The 20,589-nt window shown below is 40.3% G+C and carries 20 protein-coding genes and 1 riboswitch; of the genes, 16 read left to right on the top strand and 4 right to left on the bottom strand.

Features of this window, described 5'->3' with window-relative positions; translation table 11 throughout:
• Positions 1-59 precede the first annotated feature (59 nt).
• Positions 60-1,391: a magnesium transporter gene (gene mgtE, locus ACYQ35_RS05635; RefSeq protein WP_009460551.1), complete on the bottom strand. Its 1,332-nt coding sequence runs from the start codon at positions 1,389-1,391 to the stop codon at positions 60-62.
• 164 nt (positions 1,392-1,555) lie between these two features.
• Positions 1,556-1,725, bottom strand: a riboswitch (M-box (ykoK) riboswitch).
• A gap of 120 nt (positions 1,726-1,845) precedes the next feature.
• Between mgtE and ACYQ35_RS05630 the strand changes: the two genes are divergently transcribed.
• From ACYQ35_RS05630 to ACYQ35_RS05585, 10 genes are all read left to right on the top strand, one after another.
• Entirely contained in the window at positions 1,846-2,601 is a 756-nt protein-coding gene (locus ACYQ35_RS05630; RefSeq protein ID WP_459831161.1) for a class I SAM-dependent DNA methyltransferase, read from the top strand.
• A gap of 2 nt (positions 2,602-2,603) precedes the next feature.
• Positions 2,604-3,482 carry an Hsp33 family molecular chaperone HslO gene (gene hslO / locus ACYQ35_RS05625; protein WP_009460555.1) on the top strand — a complete coding sequence of 293 codons (879 nt, stop codon included), beginning with the start codon at positions 2,604-2,606 and terminating at the stop codon, positions 3,480-3,482.
• Positions 3,483-3,484: 2 nt separating this feature from the next.
• The gene (locus tag ACYQ35_RS05620; protein WP_459831049.1) at positions 3,485-5,398 is read left to right on the top strand and encodes an NAD(+) synthase; all 1,914 of its coding nucleotides are present in this window, start codon (positions 3,485-3,487) and stop codon (positions 5,396-5,398) included.
• Positions 5,399-5,416: 18 nt separating this feature from the next.
• Positions 5,417-6,688, top strand: a complete 1,272-nt coding sequence (locus ACYQ35_RS05615) for a hypothetical protein (protein ID WP_459831045.1) — start codon at positions 5,417-5,419, stop codon at positions 6,686-6,688.
• A gap of 70 nt (positions 6,689-6,758) precedes the next feature.
• Positions 6,759-7,427 (top strand): S1 RNA-binding domain-containing protein, encoded by a 669-nt coding sequence (locus tag ACYQ35_RS05610; protein ID WP_009460561.1) that lies wholly within the window; start codon positions 6,759-6,761, stop codon positions 7,425-7,427.
• Between the two features lie 103 nt (positions 7,428-7,530).
• Complete coding sequence (locus ACYQ35_RS05605; protein ID WP_459831042.1) at positions 7,531-9,183, top strand: putative manganese-dependent inorganic diphosphatase; 1,653 nt, start codon at positions 7,531-7,533, stop codon at positions 9,181-9,183.
• A gap of 9 nt (positions 9,184-9,192) precedes the next feature.
• Positions 9,193-9,765 carry a flavin reductase family protein gene (locus tag ACYQ35_RS05600; protein WP_009460565.1) on the top strand — a complete coding sequence of 191 codons (573 nt, stop codon included), beginning with the start codon at positions 9,193-9,195 and terminating at the stop codon, positions 9,763-9,765.
• Positions 9,766-9,848: 83 nt separating this feature from the next.
• Entirely contained in the window at positions 9,849-10,550 is a 702-nt protein-coding gene (locus ACYQ35_RS05595; RefSeq protein ID WP_009460567.1) for a polysaccharide deacetylase family protein, read from the top strand.
• Between the two features lie 18 nt (positions 10,551-10,568).
• Entirely contained in the window at positions 10,569-11,285 is a 717-nt protein-coding gene (locus tag ACYQ35_RS05590; protein WP_009460569.1) for a tRNA threonylcarbamoyladenosine dehydratase, read from the top strand.
• A gap of 10 nt (positions 11,286-11,295) precedes the next feature.
• Positions 11,296-12,618, top strand: a complete 1,323-nt coding sequence (locus ACYQ35_RS05585) for a replication-associated recombination protein A (RefSeq protein ID WP_459831039.1) — start codon at positions 11,296-11,298, stop codon at positions 12,616-12,618.
• A 20-nt stretch (positions 12,619-12,638) separates the two neighbouring features.
• Here the strand turns inward: ACYQ35_RS05585 and ACYQ35_RS05580 are convergent, their stop codons facing one another.
• From ACYQ35_RS05580 to ACYQ35_RS05570, 3 genes are read right to left on the bottom strand one after another with little or no spacing between them, the layout of a single operon-like run.
• Entirely contained in the window at positions 12,639-13,151 is a 513-nt protein-coding gene (locus tag ACYQ35_RS05580) for a DUF4364 family protein (protein WP_009460573.1), read from the bottom strand.
• Between the two features lie 14 nt (positions 13,152-13,165).
• On the bottom strand, positions 13,166-14,095 hold the full coding sequence (locus ACYQ35_RS05575) for a tRNA modification radical SAM protein MnmL/YtqA (RefSeq protein ID WP_009460575.1): 930 nt from the start codon (positions 14,093-14,095) through the stop codon (positions 13,166-13,168).
• A complete protein-coding gene (locus ACYQ35_RS05570; protein WP_459831035.1) occupies positions 14,095-15,243 on the bottom strand; it encodes an NAD(P)-dependent malic enzyme in 1,149 nt (382 codons plus the stop codon). Before ACYQ35_RS05570 ends, ACYQ35_RS05575 begins: the two co-directional genes overlap by 1 nt.
• Positions 15,244-15,464: 221 nt before the next feature.
• Between ACYQ35_RS05570 and rho the strand changes: the two genes are divergently transcribed.
• The 6 genes from rho (at position 15,465) to prfA (ending at position 20,460) form a co-directional block, all read left to right on the top strand.
• Positions 15,465-16,790, top strand: coding sequence for a transcription termination factor Rho (rho, locus tag ACYQ35_RS05565; protein WP_009460579.1), 1,326 nt, complete (start codon positions 15,465-15,467; stop codon positions 16,788-16,790).
• A gap of 87 nt (positions 16,791-16,877) precedes the next feature.
• Positions 16,878-17,201 carry a nitrous oxide-stimulated promoter family protein gene (locus ACYQ35_RS05560; protein WP_009460581.1) on the top strand — a complete coding sequence of 108 codons (324 nt, stop codon included), beginning with the start codon at positions 16,878-16,880 and terminating at the stop codon, positions 17,199-17,201.
• Positions 17,202-17,317: 116 nt separating this feature from the next.
• Complete coding sequence (gene rpmE / locus ACYQ35_RS05555) at positions 17,318-17,521, top strand: 50S ribosomal protein L31 (RefSeq protein WP_009460583.1); 204 nt, start codon at positions 17,318-17,320, stop codon at positions 17,519-17,521.
• Between the two features lie 76 nt (positions 17,522-17,597).
• Complete coding sequence (locus tag ACYQ35_RS05550; protein WP_009460585.1) at positions 17,598-18,530, top strand: DUF1385 domain-containing protein; 933 nt, start codon at positions 17,598-17,600, stop codon at positions 18,528-18,530.
• The gene (gene prmC / locus ACYQ35_RS05545; protein WP_009460587.1) at positions 18,527-19,351 is read left to right on the top strand and encodes a peptide chain release factor N(5)-glutamine methyltransferase; all 825 of its coding nucleotides are present in this window, start codon (positions 18,527-18,529) and stop codon (positions 19,349-19,351) included. The genes ACYQ35_RS05550 and prmC overlap by 4 nt, the downstream gene beginning before the upstream one ends.
• A gap of 38 nt (positions 19,352-19,389) precedes the next feature.
• Positions 19,390-20,460 carry a peptide chain release factor 1 gene (gene prfA, locus ACYQ35_RS05540; RefSeq protein ID WP_009460589.1) on the top strand — a complete coding sequence of 357 codons (1,071 nt, stop codon included), beginning with the start codon at positions 19,390-19,392 and terminating at the stop codon, positions 20,458-20,460.
• The last annotated feature ends 129 nt before the right edge of the window (positions 20,461-20,589 follow it).

The following is a 20,589-nucleotide window of genomic DNA, read 5'->3' as shown; positions in this document are numbered from 1 at the left end:
AAAAAGCAGACAAAAAAGGAGAGGAAAGCCGTGGCGGTTTTCTTCTCCTTTTTGCATATCTATAAAGCAAATATTTTTGTTGCAATAGAAAAATAAATGATAATGGAACATGTATCCACGAGAGTAGTGATAAGCGGCGCCGCCATAATGGCAGGATCTAAATGTAATTTTTTCGCAAAAAGCGGAAGAACACAGCCGATTAACTTTGAGATAATAATGGTTGCAATCAGGGAAAGTCCGATAACAATCGCAAGTTTTGCATCGTGGTACATAATAAAAATGCGGATTCCGTTTGCAATGGCAAGTCCGGCACTGACTAAAAGTGCAATGCGGAATTCTTTAAACATAACACGGAAAATATCCGAAAATTTAATTTCTTCCAAAGCAAGTCCGCGGATAACTAAGGTTGAACTTTGTGAACCACAGTTTCCGCCTGTATCCATCAGCATTGGAATGAAAGATACAAGAAGCGGTATGGCTGCGAATGCGTTCTCGTATTTTGTGATAATTGCTCCTGTAATAGTGGAGGAAAGCATTAAGATCAAAAGCCATAAAAAACGGTTTTTTGCGTGAGAAAAAACGGAAGTTTCAAAATAAGATTTCTCACTTGGATTTACGGCTGCCATGATTGTAATATCTTCCGTTGCCTCATCGACCATAACTCCCATAGCGTCATCGACAGTGACGATACCGACCATTAAGTTTCCTGTGTCCAGTACGGGAATGGCAAGAAGACCATATTTAGAAAAAAGTTTGGCAACTTCTTCCTGGTCAGTGTGGGTGGAAACCGAGATGATTTCCGTTTCCATAATTTCTTCAATTACCGTCTCATCGTCCATTGTCATTAAATCTTTGGCGGATACGATACCGATTAAACGGCGATGCTCAAGGACGTAGCAGGTATAAATAGTTTCTTTATGAATCCCTACCGCCTTGATATGTGACATGGCATCTTTAACTGTCATGGATTTTTTCAGGTTGACATACTCTGTTGTCATAATACTTCCGGCGCTGTCGTCGGGATAATTTAACAGTTGATTAATGCTGTTTCGCTTTGTGCTGTCCACGGTGTCTAATATTCTTGTGACGAGATTAGCAGGAAGCTCTTCCAACATATCTACAGTGTCGTCCATATATAAGTCATCTAGCAGTTCCTTTAATTCTTTCTCCGTGAAAATATCTACAAGATAAGTCTGCATGGAGTTATTCATATTAGAAAAAACATCAGCGGCTTTGTCCTTTGGAATCAGACGGAATGCCAGTGCAAGTTCTTTATCGTCTAATTCAGAAAGTAAAATGGCAATGTCCACTGCATTCATGACGTCTAAAATGCTCCGAATAACTTTGAATTCTCTTTTTGCCAAAAGTTCCATAAAAATTGTTGTATTCATGATGACCTCTCCTTTGTTCTGTTTTTAGTTTATGTACAAATATTAAGGTATACCTACCGGCACCAGCGTCCATTACCATCACCTGCCTTTCTGCTCTTAAATAAATTCATATACGCTAAAAAACCTTGCCAAAGCCTAAACGATGACAAGGTATAAAAATACTCCCACATGGTACATCGTTCAAGCTTTAGTATCATAGGGCGTAAAAATTGCATTAGGTTATGCCTTGTTCCGACATAGCCTGCTAACCAACTAATCGTGTCTCCACAATTTTGCGGCAGCAATCTTAGGTAAAACCAAATCCCTATGGTAACCTCACCTACCGAGTGTCTTTATTACCATTTCATTCTAACGCGGAATAAATAGTGTGTCAAGAAAAATTAGCGGATTGATTTTAAATAAAAAAATATGGTATAATAAAACAGATTATGTTTTAGAAAGAGGTGATTTCCAAATGGAAGCGTATACAAGTTTTGCATCTGTCTATGATACATTTATGGATAATATCCCATACGAAGAATGGAGCGTTTATGTAAAAGAACTGCTGGAGGAATATGGGGTGACGGAAGGTCTTGTGCTGGAACTGGGCTGTGGAACAGGGACGATGACGGAACTGCTGGCGTCAGCGGGATATGACATGATTGGAATAGATAATGCGGAGGAAATGCTGGAGATTGCCCTTGAGAAGAAATTATCTTCCGACCATGATATTTTGTATCTGCTGCAGGATATGAGAGAGTTTGAATTATATGGCACGGTAAAGGCGGCAGTCAGTGTCTGCGATTCAATCAATTACATTATGGAAGAGGAAGAGCTGGAAGAAGTTTTCAGGTTGGTGAACAATTACTTAGATCCGAAGGGGATATTTGTTTTTGACTTCAATACAACTTATAAATACAGGGAAATTCTGGGTGACCGGACGATTGCAGAGAACAGGGAAGAGTGCAGTTTTATCTGGGATAACTATTATTATGAAGAGGAAGAGATAAATGAGTATGAATTGAGCCTGTTTATCAGGGAAGGAGGGTCGGATTGCTATCGCAAATATGAGGAGACTCATTACCAGAAAGCATACAGTCTGGAGACAATTCGGCGTCTTGTAGAACGTTCAGGGTTAGAATATATCACAGCATACGATGCATTTACCCATGAAAAACCAACGGAAAACAGTGAACGAATTTATGTAATAGCAAGGGAAAGAGGAAAATAGAGATGAAAGATTATATTGTAAGAGCAACAGCGGGAAACAATCAGATTCGTGCGTTTGCCGCAACAACAAAAGAAGCAGTGGAGAAAGCAAGACAGGCTCACAATACAAGTCCGGTTGCAACAGCCGCACTTGGAAGACTGCTTACAGGCGGAGCGATGATGGGAAGTATGATGAAAAATGATACAGATATGCTTACCATTCAGATTAAATGTGACGGTCCGATTAAAGGGCTGACTGTCACGGCTGACAGACATGGAAATGTAAAGGGATATGTGGAAAATCCGGAGGTGATGTTACCGCCGAATAAGCAGGGAAAACTTGATGTTGCCGGAGCATTGGATTTAGGTGTGTTAAGCGTTATTAAAGACATGGGCTTAAAAGAGCCGTATGTGGGACAGACGATTTTGCAGACAAGCGAGATTGCGGAAGACTTAACTTATTATTTTGCGACATCGGAACAGGTTCCGTCCTCAGTGGGACTTGGCGTTTTGATGGAGAAAGATAATACGGTAAAACAGGCAGGAGGGTTTATCGTGCAGGTTATGCCGTTTATCGAGGAAGAGGTATTGTCTAAACTGGAAGAAAACATAAAGAAGATTTCTTCTGTAACGTCGATGCTGGATAAAGGATACACACCGGAAAATATTTTGGAAGAAGTACTGGAAGGGTTAGATGTGGAATTTACGGATACGGTTCCGACACAGTTTTATTGCAACTGCACAAAAGAAAGAGTGGAAAAAGCCATTATCAGTATCGGTAAGAAAGATATTCAGGAAATGATAGATGATGGAAAAGAAATAGAAGTAAATTGCCATTTCTGTAATACGAACTATACATTTTCCGTAGAAGAATTAAAAGAAATGTTAAAAAGGAGCAGATAGAAATGAAACAGGGGTTTGTAAAAGTAGCAGCGGCAACACCGGACATTAGGGTGGCAGATATTTCTTACAATACGGAACAGATTTGCAAACTGATTGATGAGACGGTTGCCAACGGGGCTAAAATAGTCGTTTTCCCGGAACTTTGTGTGACGGGATATACTTGTGGAGATTTGTTTTTCCAGGATATTTTATTGGAGCGTTCAAAAGAAGCGTTAAATGAAATTGCGGAGTACACGAAAGATAAAGATGCGCTAGTGTTTGTAGGTGTTCCGTTAGCGATTAATGGAAAATTATATAATGTGGCGGCAGCGTTAAACCGTGGGAAAATCATCGGGCTGGTGACAAAAACATTTTTGCCGAATTATTCCGAATTCTATGAGATGAGAACATTTCAGGCGGGGCCGGAAGAGGCGAGAGTTATTTTGTATGAGGGAGAGCAGGTCGCATTTGGACCGCAGATTCTTTTTAAGGCGAAAAATATGGAAGGGTTGATTGTATCAGCGGAAATCTGTGAGGACGTCTGGTCACCTATTCCGCCAAGTATTATGGCAGCGACGGCGGGAGCGACAATTCTCGTCAACTGTTCGGCCAGCAGTGAAACTTACGGAAAAGACGGGTACAGAACTTCTCTGATTTCGGGACAGTCCGCACGAATGATCGCAGGGTATGTGTACGCCAATGCAGGCGCGGGAGAATCCACGACAGATTTAGTTTTTGGCGGACATAACATTATTGCAGAAAATGGTATGGTGCTGAAAGAATCAAGACGATATATGAACGATGTGATTTATTCGGAGATAGATGTGCATCGTCTGCTGAACGAAAGAAGAAAGAACACAACTTTCCAACAGATGAGCGGGAAACATTTCTTGGTTACGGTACCTTTTGAAATTGAAAAGGAAGAGACGGAATTGACAAGAAGTATTTCGCAGATGCCGTTTATTCCTGAAGATGAAAAAGAAAGAGATGAGTGCTGCGAGGAAATTTTAATGATTCAGGCGTTAGGATTGAAGAAACGTCTTCAGCACACAAATTGCCGAAATGTTGTTATAGGCGTATCGGGAGGTTTGGATTCCACATTGGCATTGCTTGTGGCAGTAAAAACATTTGATATGCTCGGCATTGACAGAAAAAATATCACTGCAGTGACAATGCCTTGCTTTGGGACAACGGACAGAACATATCAGAATGCCTGTGTTCTTATTGAGAAACTGGGTGTAACTCTTAGAGAAATCTCCATTCAGGAGGCGGTCAGAAATCACTTTAAAGATATCGGCCAGAGAGAAGACCTTTTTGATACAACTTATGAGAACGCACAGGCCAGAGAGAGAACGCAGGTTTTAATGGATATTGCAAACATGGAAAACGGTATGGTAATCGGAACGGGAGATATGTCGGAACTGGCGCTTGGTTGGGCAACGTATAACGGCGATCATATGTCCATGTACGGAGTGAATTCTTCCATTCCGAAAACATTTGTACGGTTTATCGTAAAACACTGTGCAGTGGAATGTGAAGATGAAACGTTGAAAAAAGCATTATTTGATATTTTAGATACGCCAATCAGCCCTGAACTGCTCCCTGCAAAAGAAGGAGAAATTGAGCAGAAAACGGAAGATTTGGTAGGTCCTTACGAGTTGCATGATTTCTATCTGTATTACATGCTTCGTTACGGATACGAGCCTTCCAAAATATATCGTCTTGCGAGAAAAGCATTTGCGGGCGTTTATGAAGATGAGACAATTTTAAAATGGCTGAAGAGTTTTTGCAGACGTTTCTTCACACAGCAGTTTAAGCGCTCATGCCTGCCGGACGGACCAAAAGTGGGAACGGTAGGTTTATCGCCAAGAGGTGATTTGAGAATGCCGAGTGATGCGTGTGTAACAATTTGGTTAGAGGAGTTAGAGCGGTTGTAAAAAAGGAGCTGGGTATCAATGGATAAAAAATGGGCGGAAACATATAGAAAACAAGTGCGTTTTGGAACTGCAGCGATTTATATTATTGTCGTTGCCTGGTTGTTTTTTACGGGGTGCGAATTATTTAGAACTGGTGATATAAACGGAACGTGGTGGCTTTTTACGATTGTTGTATTGGGATTGGAACTTGGTTTTAGATTTTGGAAAAGAAATCAGATGAAGAAAATACAAGATGTTTTATACGAAGAGTGCGATCCGTTTCGTTTTAAGGAAATATATGAATATTTTCGTGCAAAAACAAAAAAAGAACGAATAAAAAGTTTGTACAGTATTCAGATTTCTACCGCTCTCCTTATGCAGGGATATGAAGATTCGGCATATGAATTGATGAATCAAATAGATTTTTCTGACTTGCCTCCCCGATTTGAGTTGAGTTACTATGATTTTATGAGAATGTATTTTTCCTGTAAGAATGACGAGCAACAATTGGTAAAAGTGAAAGGTGTCTTTGAAAGGAGACTGGGAAATGCCAAAGCAATGGAAAGAAAATTGATTATTCAGCAGATAAAATATATGGACTTGCAGGTGGCCGTTCATCGGAGAGATTATGCAATCTATGATAAATTGATTTTGGAATGTACTTCCGACATGACCCGAATGCTTCAGAAAGTTTCCGTATATATGCTAATGGCAAGAGCAGAGTTTGGAAGAGGAAATGCAGATAAAGCAAAAGAATATTGTCAATTCGTTTTACAACATGGAAATCGTACATACTATGTGGAAAATGCCAAAAAACTTCTGGCTGTTCTGGACGGACAAGAAGAGGAAGAGCAGAGTGCGACAGAAAGTGTGCAGTGGGAAGAAAACCAGTTATATAAAGAAAAACCGGATTTAAAATTTTTTGACGGCAGAAAAAAATACAGACGAAGACAAAGAATGAACTATCTGCTTTGGATAGTTTTTGGATATGCGATTGGTTTTATTATTTATGGGGCTATGGGACTTAAACTTCATCAGGAGTTATCAAATATGGAAGTGGAAGTGTGGCTCTGGGGAAACAGGGCGCTGTTTGTACTTCAATTTGGTTTTTTGGGCGGCTTACTGATAGCGGGAGTGATTAACGGAGTGTATCTTTTTTTGAAAGTCATCAGTAAGTTGTCACTGGCAATGAAAATAGTTATTATTGTGTTTACGATACCATTTTTCTTAGTTGCAGGTTCGATATCCGTGATACCATATTGTGTTTATCAGATAGTTATGATTGTAAAAGAACGTGAAAAGAAAAAGTAGGGGTGCAATTTAGAGTGCATTCGTGGTATACTACTAAATAGAATGAAGCGATAAAAAGAAGAGGTGTATTATGAGCGAAGAACAATTACAGACAGAAACTATGGCAGATTATGAAGATCAGTTTGATGTGGCAAATCCGTGGAATATTGTCAAACGTTATATGGAAGAAGGAACAACTCTTTCTGTTAAGGTAGAAGGAATTGTAAATGGCGGAGCAATTGCTTATATTGAAGGAATCAGAGGATTTATTCCTGTTTCCCGTCTTTCTCTTTCATATGTGGAGAATGTGGAATCGTACTTATTAAAAGAACTGGAAGTGCGCGTTATTGACGTGGATCAGGCGGAGAATAAACTGGTATTATCTGCCAGAGAAATTTTAAAGGAAAAAGAAAATAAGGAAAAAGCACGCAGACTGAGCGCCGTGGAAGTGGGAAGTGTTTTGGAAGGTACGGTAGAATCATTACAGACTTACGGTGCGTTCGTCCGTTTGGAAAATGATTTGTCAGGACTTGTACATATTTCCCAGATTTCCGACAAACGTATCAAATCACCTAAAGATGTATTGTCAGCAGGCGACGCGGTTACGGTTAAAGTGATCGGAATTAAGGACGGTAAAATCAGCCTTAGCATGAAAGCGCTGATTGAACCGGAAGAGGAAGTTGTAGAGGAAGTGGAAATCCCTAAAGCGGAGGAAATCGGCACAAGTTTAGGAGATTTATTTAAAAATATTCAACTGTAGAAAATAAGTTGATTTGGCTAAGAAAACAGTCATGGAAGTATGTTCTTTGACTGTTTCTTTTCACTTTCGAGAACAATTGAGACGAGGAGTGAATATGGAGTTTATGGAAAGTAAGAGAGGAAGAAAAGTGTATGTGGTAGGGCATAAGAATCCTGACACGGATTCTATTTGTTCCGCACTGGCATATGCGAATTTAAAAAAGCAGATTACGGGAGATGACTATGTCGCTAAAAGAGCAGGGCAGATTAACGAAGAGACACAGTATGTGTTAAAACGTTTTGGAGTGACGCCTCCGGGGCTGCTGAACAATGTCCAGACGCAGGTAAAAGACATTGACATTAATAAGATGTCGGGTGTGGAGAGCAGTGTTTCCATTAAGAAAGTCTGGGCGTTGATGAAAGAGAACAATGCGAAGACGATGCCGGTTACGGCGAACGGTGAACTGGAAGGTTTGATTACAATAGGAGATATTGCCACATCATATATGGAAGTGTATGACAGTAATATTTTGGCATCTGCGAGAACACAGTACAGAAGTATAGCAAATACATTGGACGGAGAGATTGTGACCGGGAATGAACATGCGTATTTCATTAAAGGAAAAGTGGTTATCGCTGCATCAAGCCCTGAGTTGATGGAAAATTTCATTGAGCAGGACGATTTGGTTATCTTGGGAAACCGTTATGAATCACAGTTATGTGCTTTGGAGATGGACGCAAGTTGTCTTGTCGTGTGTCAGAACGCAACGGTATCCAAAACAATTAAAAAGATTGCCGAAGAGAGAAGTTGTGTCATTATCCGCACCCCTCATGATACGTTTACGGTGGCGAGATTGATTAACCAGAGTATTCCGGTAAAGCATTTTATGACAAAAGAAAATTTCACTGCATTTAAGACAAGTGATTACATTGACGATATTAAGGAAGTGATGACGAAAAAACGTTACCGCGATTTCCCTGTCATCGACAAACACGGCAGGTTTGTCGGATTTATTTCCCGCAGGCGTTTGTTGGACGCAAAGAAAAAACAGCTTATTCTTGTAGACCACAATGAGAAAACGCAGGCGGTTGACGGAATAGAGGAAGCGGATATACTGGAGATTATCGACCATCACCGCTTGGGAACAGGAATAGAGACGGTAGGTCCCGTATACTTTAGAAATCAGCCGGTAGGCTGTACGGCAACAATTGTATATCAGATGTATTTGGAAAATCATGTGGAGATTGATGAGACGACAGCGGGACTTCTCTGTTCGGCAATAACTTCTGACACACTTATGTTCCGCTCGCCAACATGCACGGCAGTGGACGAGAAAGCCGGAAGAGAACTTGCGGAGATTGCTCATATTGATATTGAAGAACTTGCGGGTAATATGTTTAAAGCCGGAAGTAATCTTGTCAATAAGACAGCAAAAGAAATCTGTTTCCAGGACTTTAAAAAGTTCGAGGTAAGCGGAGTTGACTTTGGCGTAGGTCAGATTAACTCAATGAGCAGGGAAGAACTGGAAGAGATCAAACAACGTATTTTACCGTATTTAAAAACCGCACTTGTGGAAAAAGGAATCGATATGATGTTTATTATGTTGACAAACATTATAGAGGAAGCGACAGAACTGCTCTGTGTCGGAAATAATGCAAGGAATCTTGTGCTGGAGGCGTTTGATTTGTCGGCAGATACGGAAGATATTATTTTAAAAGGAGTTGTTTCCCGTAAGAAACAGTTAATACCGGCAATTGTAGTATCATTGCAGAGTTAAGGAGAAAAAATGGCAAAACAGACATGGAAAGCAGGAAATATGTTATATCCGCTGCCTGCAGTTATGGTTAGTATGGCGGACGGGGAAGGAAAATCCAATATTATAACAGTGGCATGGGCGGGGACGGTTTGCACAAATCCGCCAATGCTGTCGATTTCCGTTCGACCGGAAAGATATTCTTATGACATTTTAAAAAGAACTGGAGAATTTGTTGTAAATCTCACAACAGAAAAACTGGCCTATGCGACAGACTATTGCGGAGTCCGTTCCGGAAGAGATGTGGATAAATTTAAGGAAATGAAACTGACGGAAGAGAAAGCAAGTATCATCAATGCACCTCTCATAAAGGAAAGTCCGGTCAATATTGAATGCAAAGTGAGAAAGATTGAAGAGTTAGGCTCACATCACATGTTTCTGGCAGACGTGGTGGCGGTCAACATTGATGAAAGATATTTGAATGAGAAAAATAAATTCGAGTTGTCAAAGGCGAAACCGCTTGTATATTCTCACGGAGAATACTATGGTGTCGGAAATCTGCTTGGGACATTTGGATATAGTGTCAGAAAGAAAAAGAAGAAGTAAGATAACAGGTGTAACAGCCTGTTATTTTCGTTATGAAGAGAAAGTTTTATACAATGGCTTCATATTCTTTATAGAGTATGATGATGAAAAAAGGGTTGTATAAAGTGAAGAAGATAAAGAAGTTATTATGTCTGTGTGGATTTCTGTATACGTTAGTTTTATTTCAGACATTGGGGATAAGTTTCCTGCATAAAGAAAAGGTGGTAGAAACAGGGAAGGTACTGTCGGAAAAACCACAGATAGCGATTACATTTGACGACGGACCAAGCGAGAAGTATACGCCTCAACTGTTGGACGGACTAAAGGAAAGAAATGTGAAAGCCAGTTTCTTTGTGATAGGGAAAATGGCAGAGAAAAATCCCAAATTGATTAAGCGGGAGCAGGAAGAGGGGCATCTAATTGGAAATCATACATATAATCATGTGGATATCAGCAAAATGTCAGATGAGGCGGCAGTGACGGAAATCGAAAAGACAAATCAGACGATTGAAAAAGTCACGAAAAAAGATGTGGAATATCTTCGCGCTCCTTTTGGAAGCTGGAAGAAAAATTTGGTTGCAAGAATGAATGTTTTTCCGGTGACATGGTCCGTGGATCCGCTGGACTGGACAACGGAAAACAGCGATGAAATTGTCAACAAAGTAGTGACGGAGGTAAAAGAAAATGATATTATATTAATGCACGACTGCTATCAGAGTTCGGTCGATGCAGCCCTTCGGATTATTGATATTTTGCAGAAAGAAGGGTATGAATTTGTTACGGTGGATAAACTTATAGTAGATTAGGATAGATTGGAGAATAGAATGATAAATGAATATTCCAGAACAGAATTGTTAATCGGAGAAGAAGGAGTTTCCAGACTGAAAAAATCTTCGGTGATGGTCTTCGGAGTGGGAGGCGTAGGCTCTCACTGTATAGAAGCGCTTGCAAGAAGCGGAGTGGGCAAACTGATTCTTGTGGACAACGACGTAGTTTCCATGACGAACATTAACAGACAGTCCATTGCCTATCACAGTACGGTAGGAAAATATAAAACCGAAATCATGAGGGACAGGATAAAAGATATTTGTCCGGAGATAGAAGTGGTGACATATGAAACGTTTGTATTACCTGAGAATATAGACACATTGTTTACGGAAAAGGTGGATTATATTATTGATGCCATTGATACGGTGACGGCAAAACTTGTGCTGGTTGAAATGGCAAAAGAGAAAAATATTCCGATAATCAGCAGTATGGGTACGGGAAATAAACTGCACCCGGAGAGATTTGAAGTTACGGACATATATAAAACATCGGTTTGTCCGCTCTGTAAAGTGATGAGAAAAGAATTGAAGGCAAGGGGCATACGAAAATTAAAAGTGCTGTACTCAAAGGAACAGCCTGTAGATACTTCGGGAAAAGTGATTGAGGAAAAGATGGGAAAACGTCGTTCTCTTCCGGGAAGCATATCGTTTGTTCCCCCTGTGGCGGGACTGATTATTGCAGGAGAAGTGGTAAGAGAATTGGCGGGAGTTTAGGAGAAACGATATGGATTTATTTGAATATATGCGGGAAAACACAAAAGAGAAAGAATCACCGTTAGCGTCACGACTTCGCCCGACAAAACTGGAGGAGGTAGTAGGGCAGCAGCATATTATCGGGAAAGATAAGTTGCTCTATCGCGCCATCAGGGCAGACAAATTAAGTTCCATTATCTTTTATGGACCTTCGGGAACGGGAAAGACAACTCTGGCGAAGGTAATTGCGAATACGACAAGCGCAGAGTTTATGCAGATGAACGCAACAATTGCAGGTAAGAAAGATATGGAAGCCGTAATTGAGCAGGCAAAAAACAACTTGGGAATGTATGGTAAGCGAACAATTCTGTTTATTGATGAGATTCATCGGTTTAATAAGGGGCAGCAGGATTATCTGTTACCGTTTGTGGAGGACGGTACGGTTATTTTAATCGGGGCAACAACAGAAAATCCTTATTTTGAGGTAAATGGAGCGCTGATTTCCCGATCCAGCGTATTTGAATTGAAACCGTTGGAAAGAGAAGATATAAAAATTTTGCTGAAACGTGCAGTGTACGATACAGAAAAAGGCATGGGAACTTATCGCGCAGAGATAGATGAAGATGCGCTGGAATTTCTCTCAGACATTTCCGGCGGAGATGCAAGAAATGCGTTAAATGCCGTAGAACTGGGAATACTGACAACTCCACGAAGCGATGACGGGAAAATACATATCACGTTGGAAGTGGCAGAGCAGTGTATTCAGAAGAGAGTCGTGCGCTATGATAAAACAGGTGATAATCATTATGATACGATTTCGGCATTTATTAAAAGTATGCGTGGCTCTGATCCGAACGCGGCGGTATATTATTTGGCGAAGATGCTGTATGCAGGAGAGGATATTAAATTTATTGCAAGGCGCATAATGATTTGCGCATCGGAAGATGTGGGCAATGCAGATCCCAATGCGCTGACGGTGGCCGTGTCGGCTACTCAGGCGGTGGAGAGAATCGGTATGCCCGAGGCGAGGATTATCTTAGCGCAGGCAGTGACGTATGTGGCGTCCGCTCCAAAGAGTAATGCTTCCTACATGGCGATTAATAATGCGATGGATAATGTAAAAAGGAAAAAGACAACGGTTCCGTCACATTTGCAGGATTCCCATTATAAGGGAGCGGGGAATTTGGGGCATGGCATAGGATATAAATATGCTCATGATTATCCGGAACATTATGTGAAACAGCAGTATCTTCCTGATGAGATAAAGGAGGAGACTTTCTATCACCCTACAGAAAACGGGCATGAAAAAGTGATAAAAGAATATTTGGATAAAATAAAAGCACGCTCTTACTAGGGGAACGTGCTTTGCTTTGTTTATAACAGATTTTTCATCAGAAAAGCATAGATTTCTTCGTTTTTCTGACGCCAATTATTTGTGATGGCTTCTGCCTCATGCTCAGACGGAACAGTCAGAACAAGTTCCATAAGACTTGCGTTGTTTTCAATAATCTGACAGCGCACGGAAAACTCCTGATTGGCATTTGGAAAGTAATCTGCTTTGACGGAAACGTCATTTTTTAATTCATATTTATGCTCTTTGAAAAATGCGTCTATATCATCGCGAATGGCAGGAGATAATTTATTGATAAAAAACTGGATTGTTTCACTGCCTTCTTCCGTCAGATGATATAAAGTACGGTTATGGGTTGTCTCTTCGTGAATAAATCGGGCCTCCACCATCTCTGACAGTGCCTGCTGCAATTTAAAATAAGTGGTATAGCCTTTATCCAAAATAAATTCTGAAATTTGTCCGTTTGTAAGAGGAAAATCAACTTTTTCCAACATATACAATATAATCAATTTGTATAAAGTAAAGGTTTCAGACATACAAACACCCCTTTCTATTGCGGGAAATATTCCTTTCCCTGCCATATGTCTTCGCTTTTGAAATATCGCTGTATGGAATTCAAGACAAAACGCTTGCTGCCTGTCCAAAGCGGCGCGATAAGTAAATCTTTAGGACCGTCACCAGTGAGCCTGTGTACCACAATATCTGGACGGAGTAAAGAGATACATCTACTTAATAATACCATATATTCCTCTAAAGAGGGAAGATAAAATTTATCATTTTTAAAAAATACCGCCATGTCAGTTCCTTTTAGGATATGCAGTAATTGAAGTTTGATGCCCTGAATGTCTAATTGATTCAGGTAGGAAATAGTTTCGAGCATCATCTCTTCGGTTTCATTTGGAAGCCCGAGAATCGTGTGGACAATAACCGTAATTCCAATAGCGCGAAGATTTTTCACGGCAGATTCAAAGACGTCAAGAGTATATCCCCGTCGGATAAATTCGGCACTCTTTTCATGTATAGTCTGTAAACCCAATTCAACCCAAACGGGCTTAATTTGATTTAATTTTGCAAGTAAATCCAAAACATCTTTTCCGAGACAGTCAGGTCTTGTTGCGATGGAAAGAATTTTAATTTCCGGTTCCTGAATGGCTTCGGTGAAAATCTTTTCTAAATGAGAAACGGGAGCGTACGTATTTGTATATGCCTGAAAATAGGCGATATAAGAATGTCCTTTATATTTTCTTTCTACCAGTTTCTTGCCGTAGGCAATCTGTTCTCTGATGTCTATGGAGGAAGGGGCGGAAAAGTCTCCCGAGCCGCCCGCACTGCAGAAAATGCAACCTCGACTATCCAAAGTCCCATCGCGGTTTGGACATGTCATTCCTCCGTTTAAAGAAAGCTTATATAATTTTTCACCATAAACTTCTTTTAAATAATAATCAAGAGAATAGTAGCGTTTATCACCCCACCGCTTCATCAGATAAGAGATTTTACCGCATTGCTTACTGCATCGGCAACGCGCGGATCAAATGCTTCCGGGAGAATGTTTGTGTCGCTTAATTCTTCGTCTGATACAAGACCGGCGATGGCGTTTGCAGCAGCAAGTTTCATCTCCTCCGTAATCTGTGTGGCGCGTCCTTCCAAAGCGCCTTTGAAAATACCCGGAAAGGCAACGACATTATTTACCTGATTTGGGAAATCGGAACGGCCTGTGCCAATGATTCTTGCCCCTGCTTCTTTTGCGAGATCAGGCATGATTTCAGGAACAGGGTTTGCCATGGCAAATAAAATAGCGTCTTTATTCATGGACTGTACCATTTCTTTTGTGACAATATTTGGAGCGGAAACACCGATAAAAATATCAGCGCCATTTAAAGCGTCAGCAAGAGAACCTGTTTTCTCCTCAAGGTTTGTCACATCGGTCATCTTTTCCTGCGCCCAGTTCAGATTAGGGGAGGCTTTGGAAATCATTCCGTTAATATCACACATCGTAATGTGTTTAAATCCGTAAGTGAGTAAAAGTTTTGTGATGGCAATTCCGGCGGAACCGGCGCCGTTTACAACAACTTTACAATTCTCTTTTTCTTTTCCCGTGATTTTCAGTGCGTTAATAATTCCGGCTAATACAACGATGGCAGTTCCATGCTGGTCATCATGGAAAACGGGAATATCAAGAAGCTCTTTTAAACGTTCCTCTATTTCAAAACAGCGAGGGGCAGAAATATCTTCCAGATTGATTCCGCCAAAGGCAGGAGCGATATTTACTACCGTTTTGATAATTTCCTCTGTGTCTTGTGTGTCAAGGCAGATTGGAACGGCGTTGACATTTCCGAATCCTTTAAAAAGAACAGCCTTTCCTTCCATAACGGGAAGAGCGGCATAAGCACCGATATTTCCAAGTCCGAGAACTGCGCTTCCATCAGAAACGACTGCGATTGTATTTGATTTCATTGTGTATTTGTAAACGGCATCTCTGTCTTCGGCAATTACTCTGCAAGGCTCTGCAACACCCGGAGTATATGCGATTGCAAGGTCTTCGCGAGAATTTACTTTTGCCTTTGCTACAGTTTCGATTTTCCCTTTCCATTGTTCGTGCATTTGTAATGCTTTTTCGTTTGTTGTCATAATTTCACACCTTTTCCTTATTTTTACATAGTCAAATAAAATATTGACGGTTTCTCTGTACATAATATACCATTCCTGCGAAAGCAAATCAACTGCATAAAGTTTGTGAGAAACCCTTTGCATTTTATAAAAAATAGTGTATAATTACCACATAATTCAGAAAAGTCAGTTCTGACGAGAGATTCCCATAGTGTTAAGTGAATAAGGAAGGAAGAAAGATAATGAGAGAAAAATATGAGTCTTTGCCATTGGCAACATTAAGAGATTTAGCAAAAGCAAGACATTTAAAAGGTGTTTCGACAATGAAAAAGGCGGACATTATTGAGTTAATGTTAGAGGAAGATGAGAAAGACAATACGAAAGCCGTGAGAGAAGAAGTGAAAAATGAAAAATCAGGAACGGCAGATATTGAACAATTAGACAGCGGAATTGTGGCAAATGGTATTTTAGAAGTTCTTCCGGACGGATATGGGTTCATTCGTTGTGCCAATTATCTTCCGGGGGAAAACGACGTATATGTGTCTCCGTCACAGATTCGCCGTTTTAATTTAAAAACAGGTGATATTGTTGAGGGAAATACAAGGGTGAAATCTCCGACAGAGAAATTCAGTGCGCTGTTGTATTTGACAAAAATAAACGGCATGAATCCGGCGGAGGCGTCAAAAAGAGGCTGTTTTGAAGATATGACACCTATTTTCCCAAATGAAAGATTGCATTTGGAAGGACCGGGAAGCAGTGCGGCAATGCGTATTGTCGATTTGATTTCCCCGATTGGAAAAGGGCAGCGTGGTATGATTGTTTCTCCGCCAAAAGCGGGAAAAACTACATTATTAAAAGAAGTTGCACTTTCCATTTTGAAAAACAATCCGGAAATGCATATACTGATTCTGCTGATTGATGAAAGACCGGAAGAGGTGACGGATATTCGGGAGGCGATTTGCGGTAAGAACGTGGAAGTAATTTATTCTACATTTGATGAGTTGCCGGAGCATCATAAACGTGTCTCAGAAATGGTAATTGAGCGCGCAAAGAGGTTGGTGGAACATAAAAAAGACGTTACTATTTTATTGGACAGTATCACAAGACTTTCAAGGGCGTATAACCTTACGGTTTCCCCAAGCGGAAGAACACTTTCAGGTGGTTTGGATCCGGCTGCGCTTCACATGCCGAAGAGATTTTTTGGTGCTGCGAGAAATATGCGCGAGGGAGGAAGTCTGACGATTCTCGCAACGGCACTTGTGGATACCGGAAGTAAGATGGACGATGTGATTTATGAAGAATTTAAAGGTACGGGTAACATGGAACTTGTACTGGATAGAAAGTTACAGGAAAAGAGAGTATTCCCTGCCATTGATATTGTGAAATCAGGCACAAGAAGAGAAGACCTTCTGTTGACGGCAGATGAGCAGGAAGCGGTAAACAATATGCGCAAGGCGTTAAACGGAATGAAAGCGGAAGAGGCGGTAGACAATATTTTAAATATGTTTTCACGCACAAAAAATAATGAGGAGTTAGTGCAGACTGTACGAAAAACAAAGTTCATATAAAAGAAATCTCCACTCGGAAGTTATTGACTTGAAATAAAAGTTAGTTTATACTAATATCGAAAATTAAGTTAATAATGGAGAGAACAAATGAATATAGAGAAAAAGCGGGAAAACGAAAAGGAAATGCTGCGCACGATGATTACGGTGTACTGCAGGGGAGTGCATAAGACAAAAGGACAACTTTGTCCTGAATGTAAGGAATTACTGGAATATGCATTGTTTCGGACGGAAAAATGCCCGTTTATGGCAACGAAAACGTTCTGCAGCGCATGTAAAGTACACTGTTATACAAAAGAGAAGCAGGAAAAGATAAAGGCAGTTATGAAATATGCAGGTCCGAGAATGATTTTTTCTCACCCTCTGCAGGCAGTTAAACATATGTGGGTGACTATAAAAGGGAAAATAAAGTAAAATCATTTAGAAACAACTTGCAAAGCAGATGAAATTGTGATATAATCAAAAAGATGTTTAAGAAAAATGCTAATGCGTAGGAAACTATGCACAAATAAAAATAGAGAGGTGAAATCATGAGAGAAGGAATCCATCCAGATTATTATCAGGCAACAGTAACTTGTAACTGTGGTAACACATTTGTAACTGGTTCTACAAACGAAGACATTCACGTAGAAATTTGTTCAAAATGTCACCCATTCTACACAGGACAGCAGAAAGCGGCTCAGGCTCGTGGTCGTGTTGACAAGTTTAACAAGAAATACGGAATTCAGGCATAATAGAATCCAGCATTTACAGGTTGAGGTTGCAAAACCTCAACCTTTGTTGCGTTAAGGAGAAGATTGGAGGTAAATGATGAAATCGTCCAATATCGGAGGTCAGGCTGTTTTAGAAGGCGTGATGATGAAAAACGGAGAAGACTACGCTGTTGCAGTGAGAAAGCCTGACGGTGAAATAGAAGTGAAGAAAGATATTTACAAGGGGATTGTAAAATGGAAATTTCTCACAAAGACACCATTTATAAGAGGGATATTTAATTTTATTGACTCATTGGTGCTTGGTATGAAAACATTAACCTATTCCTCAGAGTTTTATGAAGAAGAGGAAGAAAAGATTCCTCTGACGGAGGAAGAGGAGAGAAAGAAGAAGAAAAAAGAATCTATTCTGACGGGAGTGACTGTTGGAGTTTCCGTAGTGCTTGCCGTGGGGATTTTTATGGTTCTGCCTTACTACCTGATTAGTTTTGCGGAGAATATCGTTCATTCAAAGGCAGCGCTTGCGGCGCTGGAAGGGATTATCCGTATTCTTATTTTTATCGCATATATTTTAATGATATCAAAAATGGAAGATATAAAACGTGTTTTCATGTATCATGGAGCGGAACATAAATGTATTAACTGCATAGAGCATGGCATGGAACTGAATGTGGACAATGTGAGAAAAAGTTCTAAGCAGCATAAAAGATGCGGGACAAGTTTTCTTTTGTTTGTTATGATTGTCAGTTGCGTAATGATATTCTTTATCCGTTCGGATTCCCAGTTAGTAAAAGTCGGGCTTAGAATCGCACTTATTCCGGTAATTGCAGGAATTTCTTATGAACTGATAAAATGGGCGGGAAACAGTGATAATCCGATTGTAAATCTGTTGAGTAAACCGGGATTATGGCTTCAAAATCTGACGACAAAAGAACCGGACGATGATATGATAGAAGTTGCCATTCAATCTGTTGAGGCGGTGTTTGACTGGAGAACTTATCAAAAAGAAACATATGGAGTGAGTGAAGAATGACACTGGAAGAAGCGTATGGTTTTGGAAAACGGACATTGGAGGAACATAAAATTGCAGATGCGTCCATAGATGCATGGATTCTTTTGGAGTACATAACCAAAATCAGCAGAGCGATGTACTATGCCAATCCGAAACGGGAAATGACGGGAGAACAGAAAACACAATATAAATATTTTGTTGAGGAGAGGGCAAAAAGAATTCCCCTCCAGCATCTGACAAAAGAACAGGAATTTATGGGATTATCTTTTGAGGTGAATGAACATGTGTTGATTCCGAGACAGGACACGGAAGTGCTGGTGGAGACTGTTCTGGAAGATTTAGAGGAAAATATGCGTGTTCTCGATATATGTACAGGCTCGGGGTGTATTTTAATCAGTCTGTTAAAAATAATGCGCGGCGTAAAAGGAGTCGGCGTTGACATTTCCGAAGAGGCGCTGGAAGTGGCGCGGAGAAATGCGCAGAAACATGATATGGAAGCCGTTTTTATCCAAAGTGATCTGTTTGAAAATGTGGAGGGAACGTATGATGTGATTGTGTCAAATCCCCCTTATATTAAAACGGAAGAAATAGAAAAACTGGAGGAGGAAGTGAAACTGCACGATCCAATGCTTGCGCTTGACGGGAAGGAAGACGGACTTTATTTTTACCGTAAGATAATAAAAGAGAGCAGAAAATATTTGAAAAGAAATGGAAAATTGTATTTTGAAATAGGAAATACCCAGGGAGAAGAAGTAAAAACGCTGATGGAAGAGGAAGGTTTTACCAATGTGAAAATAAAAAAGGATTTGGCAGGGCTTGACCGTGTAGTCTGTGGCGTGTAAAATATTTCAGAAGAGGGTAAACGGATAGGAGGAAAAATATGTTTGACAGATTAGAAGATTTAATCATTCGTTTTGAGGAAATCATGGGCGAATTACAGGAACCAGATGTGGCGAATGACCAGAATCGTTTTCGTAAATTAATGAAAGAACAGGCGGATTTAACACCGATTGTAGATGCGTATAATGAATATAAGAGTGCAAAACAGGCGATTGCAGACAGCGAAGAGATGCTTGAGATGGAATCAGATGAAGAGATGAGAGAGTTGGCAAAAGAAGAACTCTCCGCTTCAAAAAAACGTGTGGAAGAATTGGAACATGAACTTAAAATCTTACTTCTGCCAAAAGATCCTAATGATGATAAGAACATTATGGTGGAAATTCGTGCAGGTGCAGGTGGAGATGAATCCGCATTGTTTGCTGCGGAAGTATACCGTATGTACGTACATTATGCGGAGAGCAAACGCTGGAAGACAGAGTTGATTTCTTTTAATGAAAATGGAATCGGCGGATTTAAAGAAGTTGTTTTCATGGTGAGCGGACAGAGCGTTTACTCACGAATGAAATATGAAAGTGGAGTACACCGTGTACAGCGTGTTCCTGAAACGGAATCGGGCGGACGTATTCATACTTCCACAATTACTGTTGCGGTTATGCCGGAAGCGGAAGAGGTTGACGTTGTAATTGATGATAAAGATATCCGTATTGACGTTATGCGCGCATCAGGAAACGGTGGACAGTGTGTCAATACAACAGACTCTGCCGTGCGTTTGACTCACTATCCTACGGGGATTGTTATTTACAGCCAGACGGAGAAATCACAGTTACAAAATAAAGAGAAAGCGTTTAGACTGCTCCGTTCAAAACTGTATGAACTGGAATTAGAAAAACAGCAGTCGGCAGAAGCGGAAGCGAGAAGAAGCCAGATTGGTACAGGTGACCGTTCGGAGAAAATCCGTACTTACAACTTCCCACAGGGGCGTGTTACGGAACACCGTATTAAGTTGACGTTATATAAGATTGATAATATTATGAACGGGGATTTGGACGAAATCATTGACCCGTTGATTGCGGCAGACCAGGCGGCGAAACTGGCAAATATGAATGAATAAATTATAAGAAAACTACCATTTACAGCAATGTATCTGGTAGTTTTTTTGTCATATATAATGATTATCTGTAATAAAAGAAAAGACAAAATGGTGAAAATGTAAAATACATAGATAATTATACAAATAAAT

Source organism: Faecalimonas hominis, from assembly GCF_054660755.1.
This window is presented reverse-complemented; position numbering and strand designations above follow the sequence as displayed.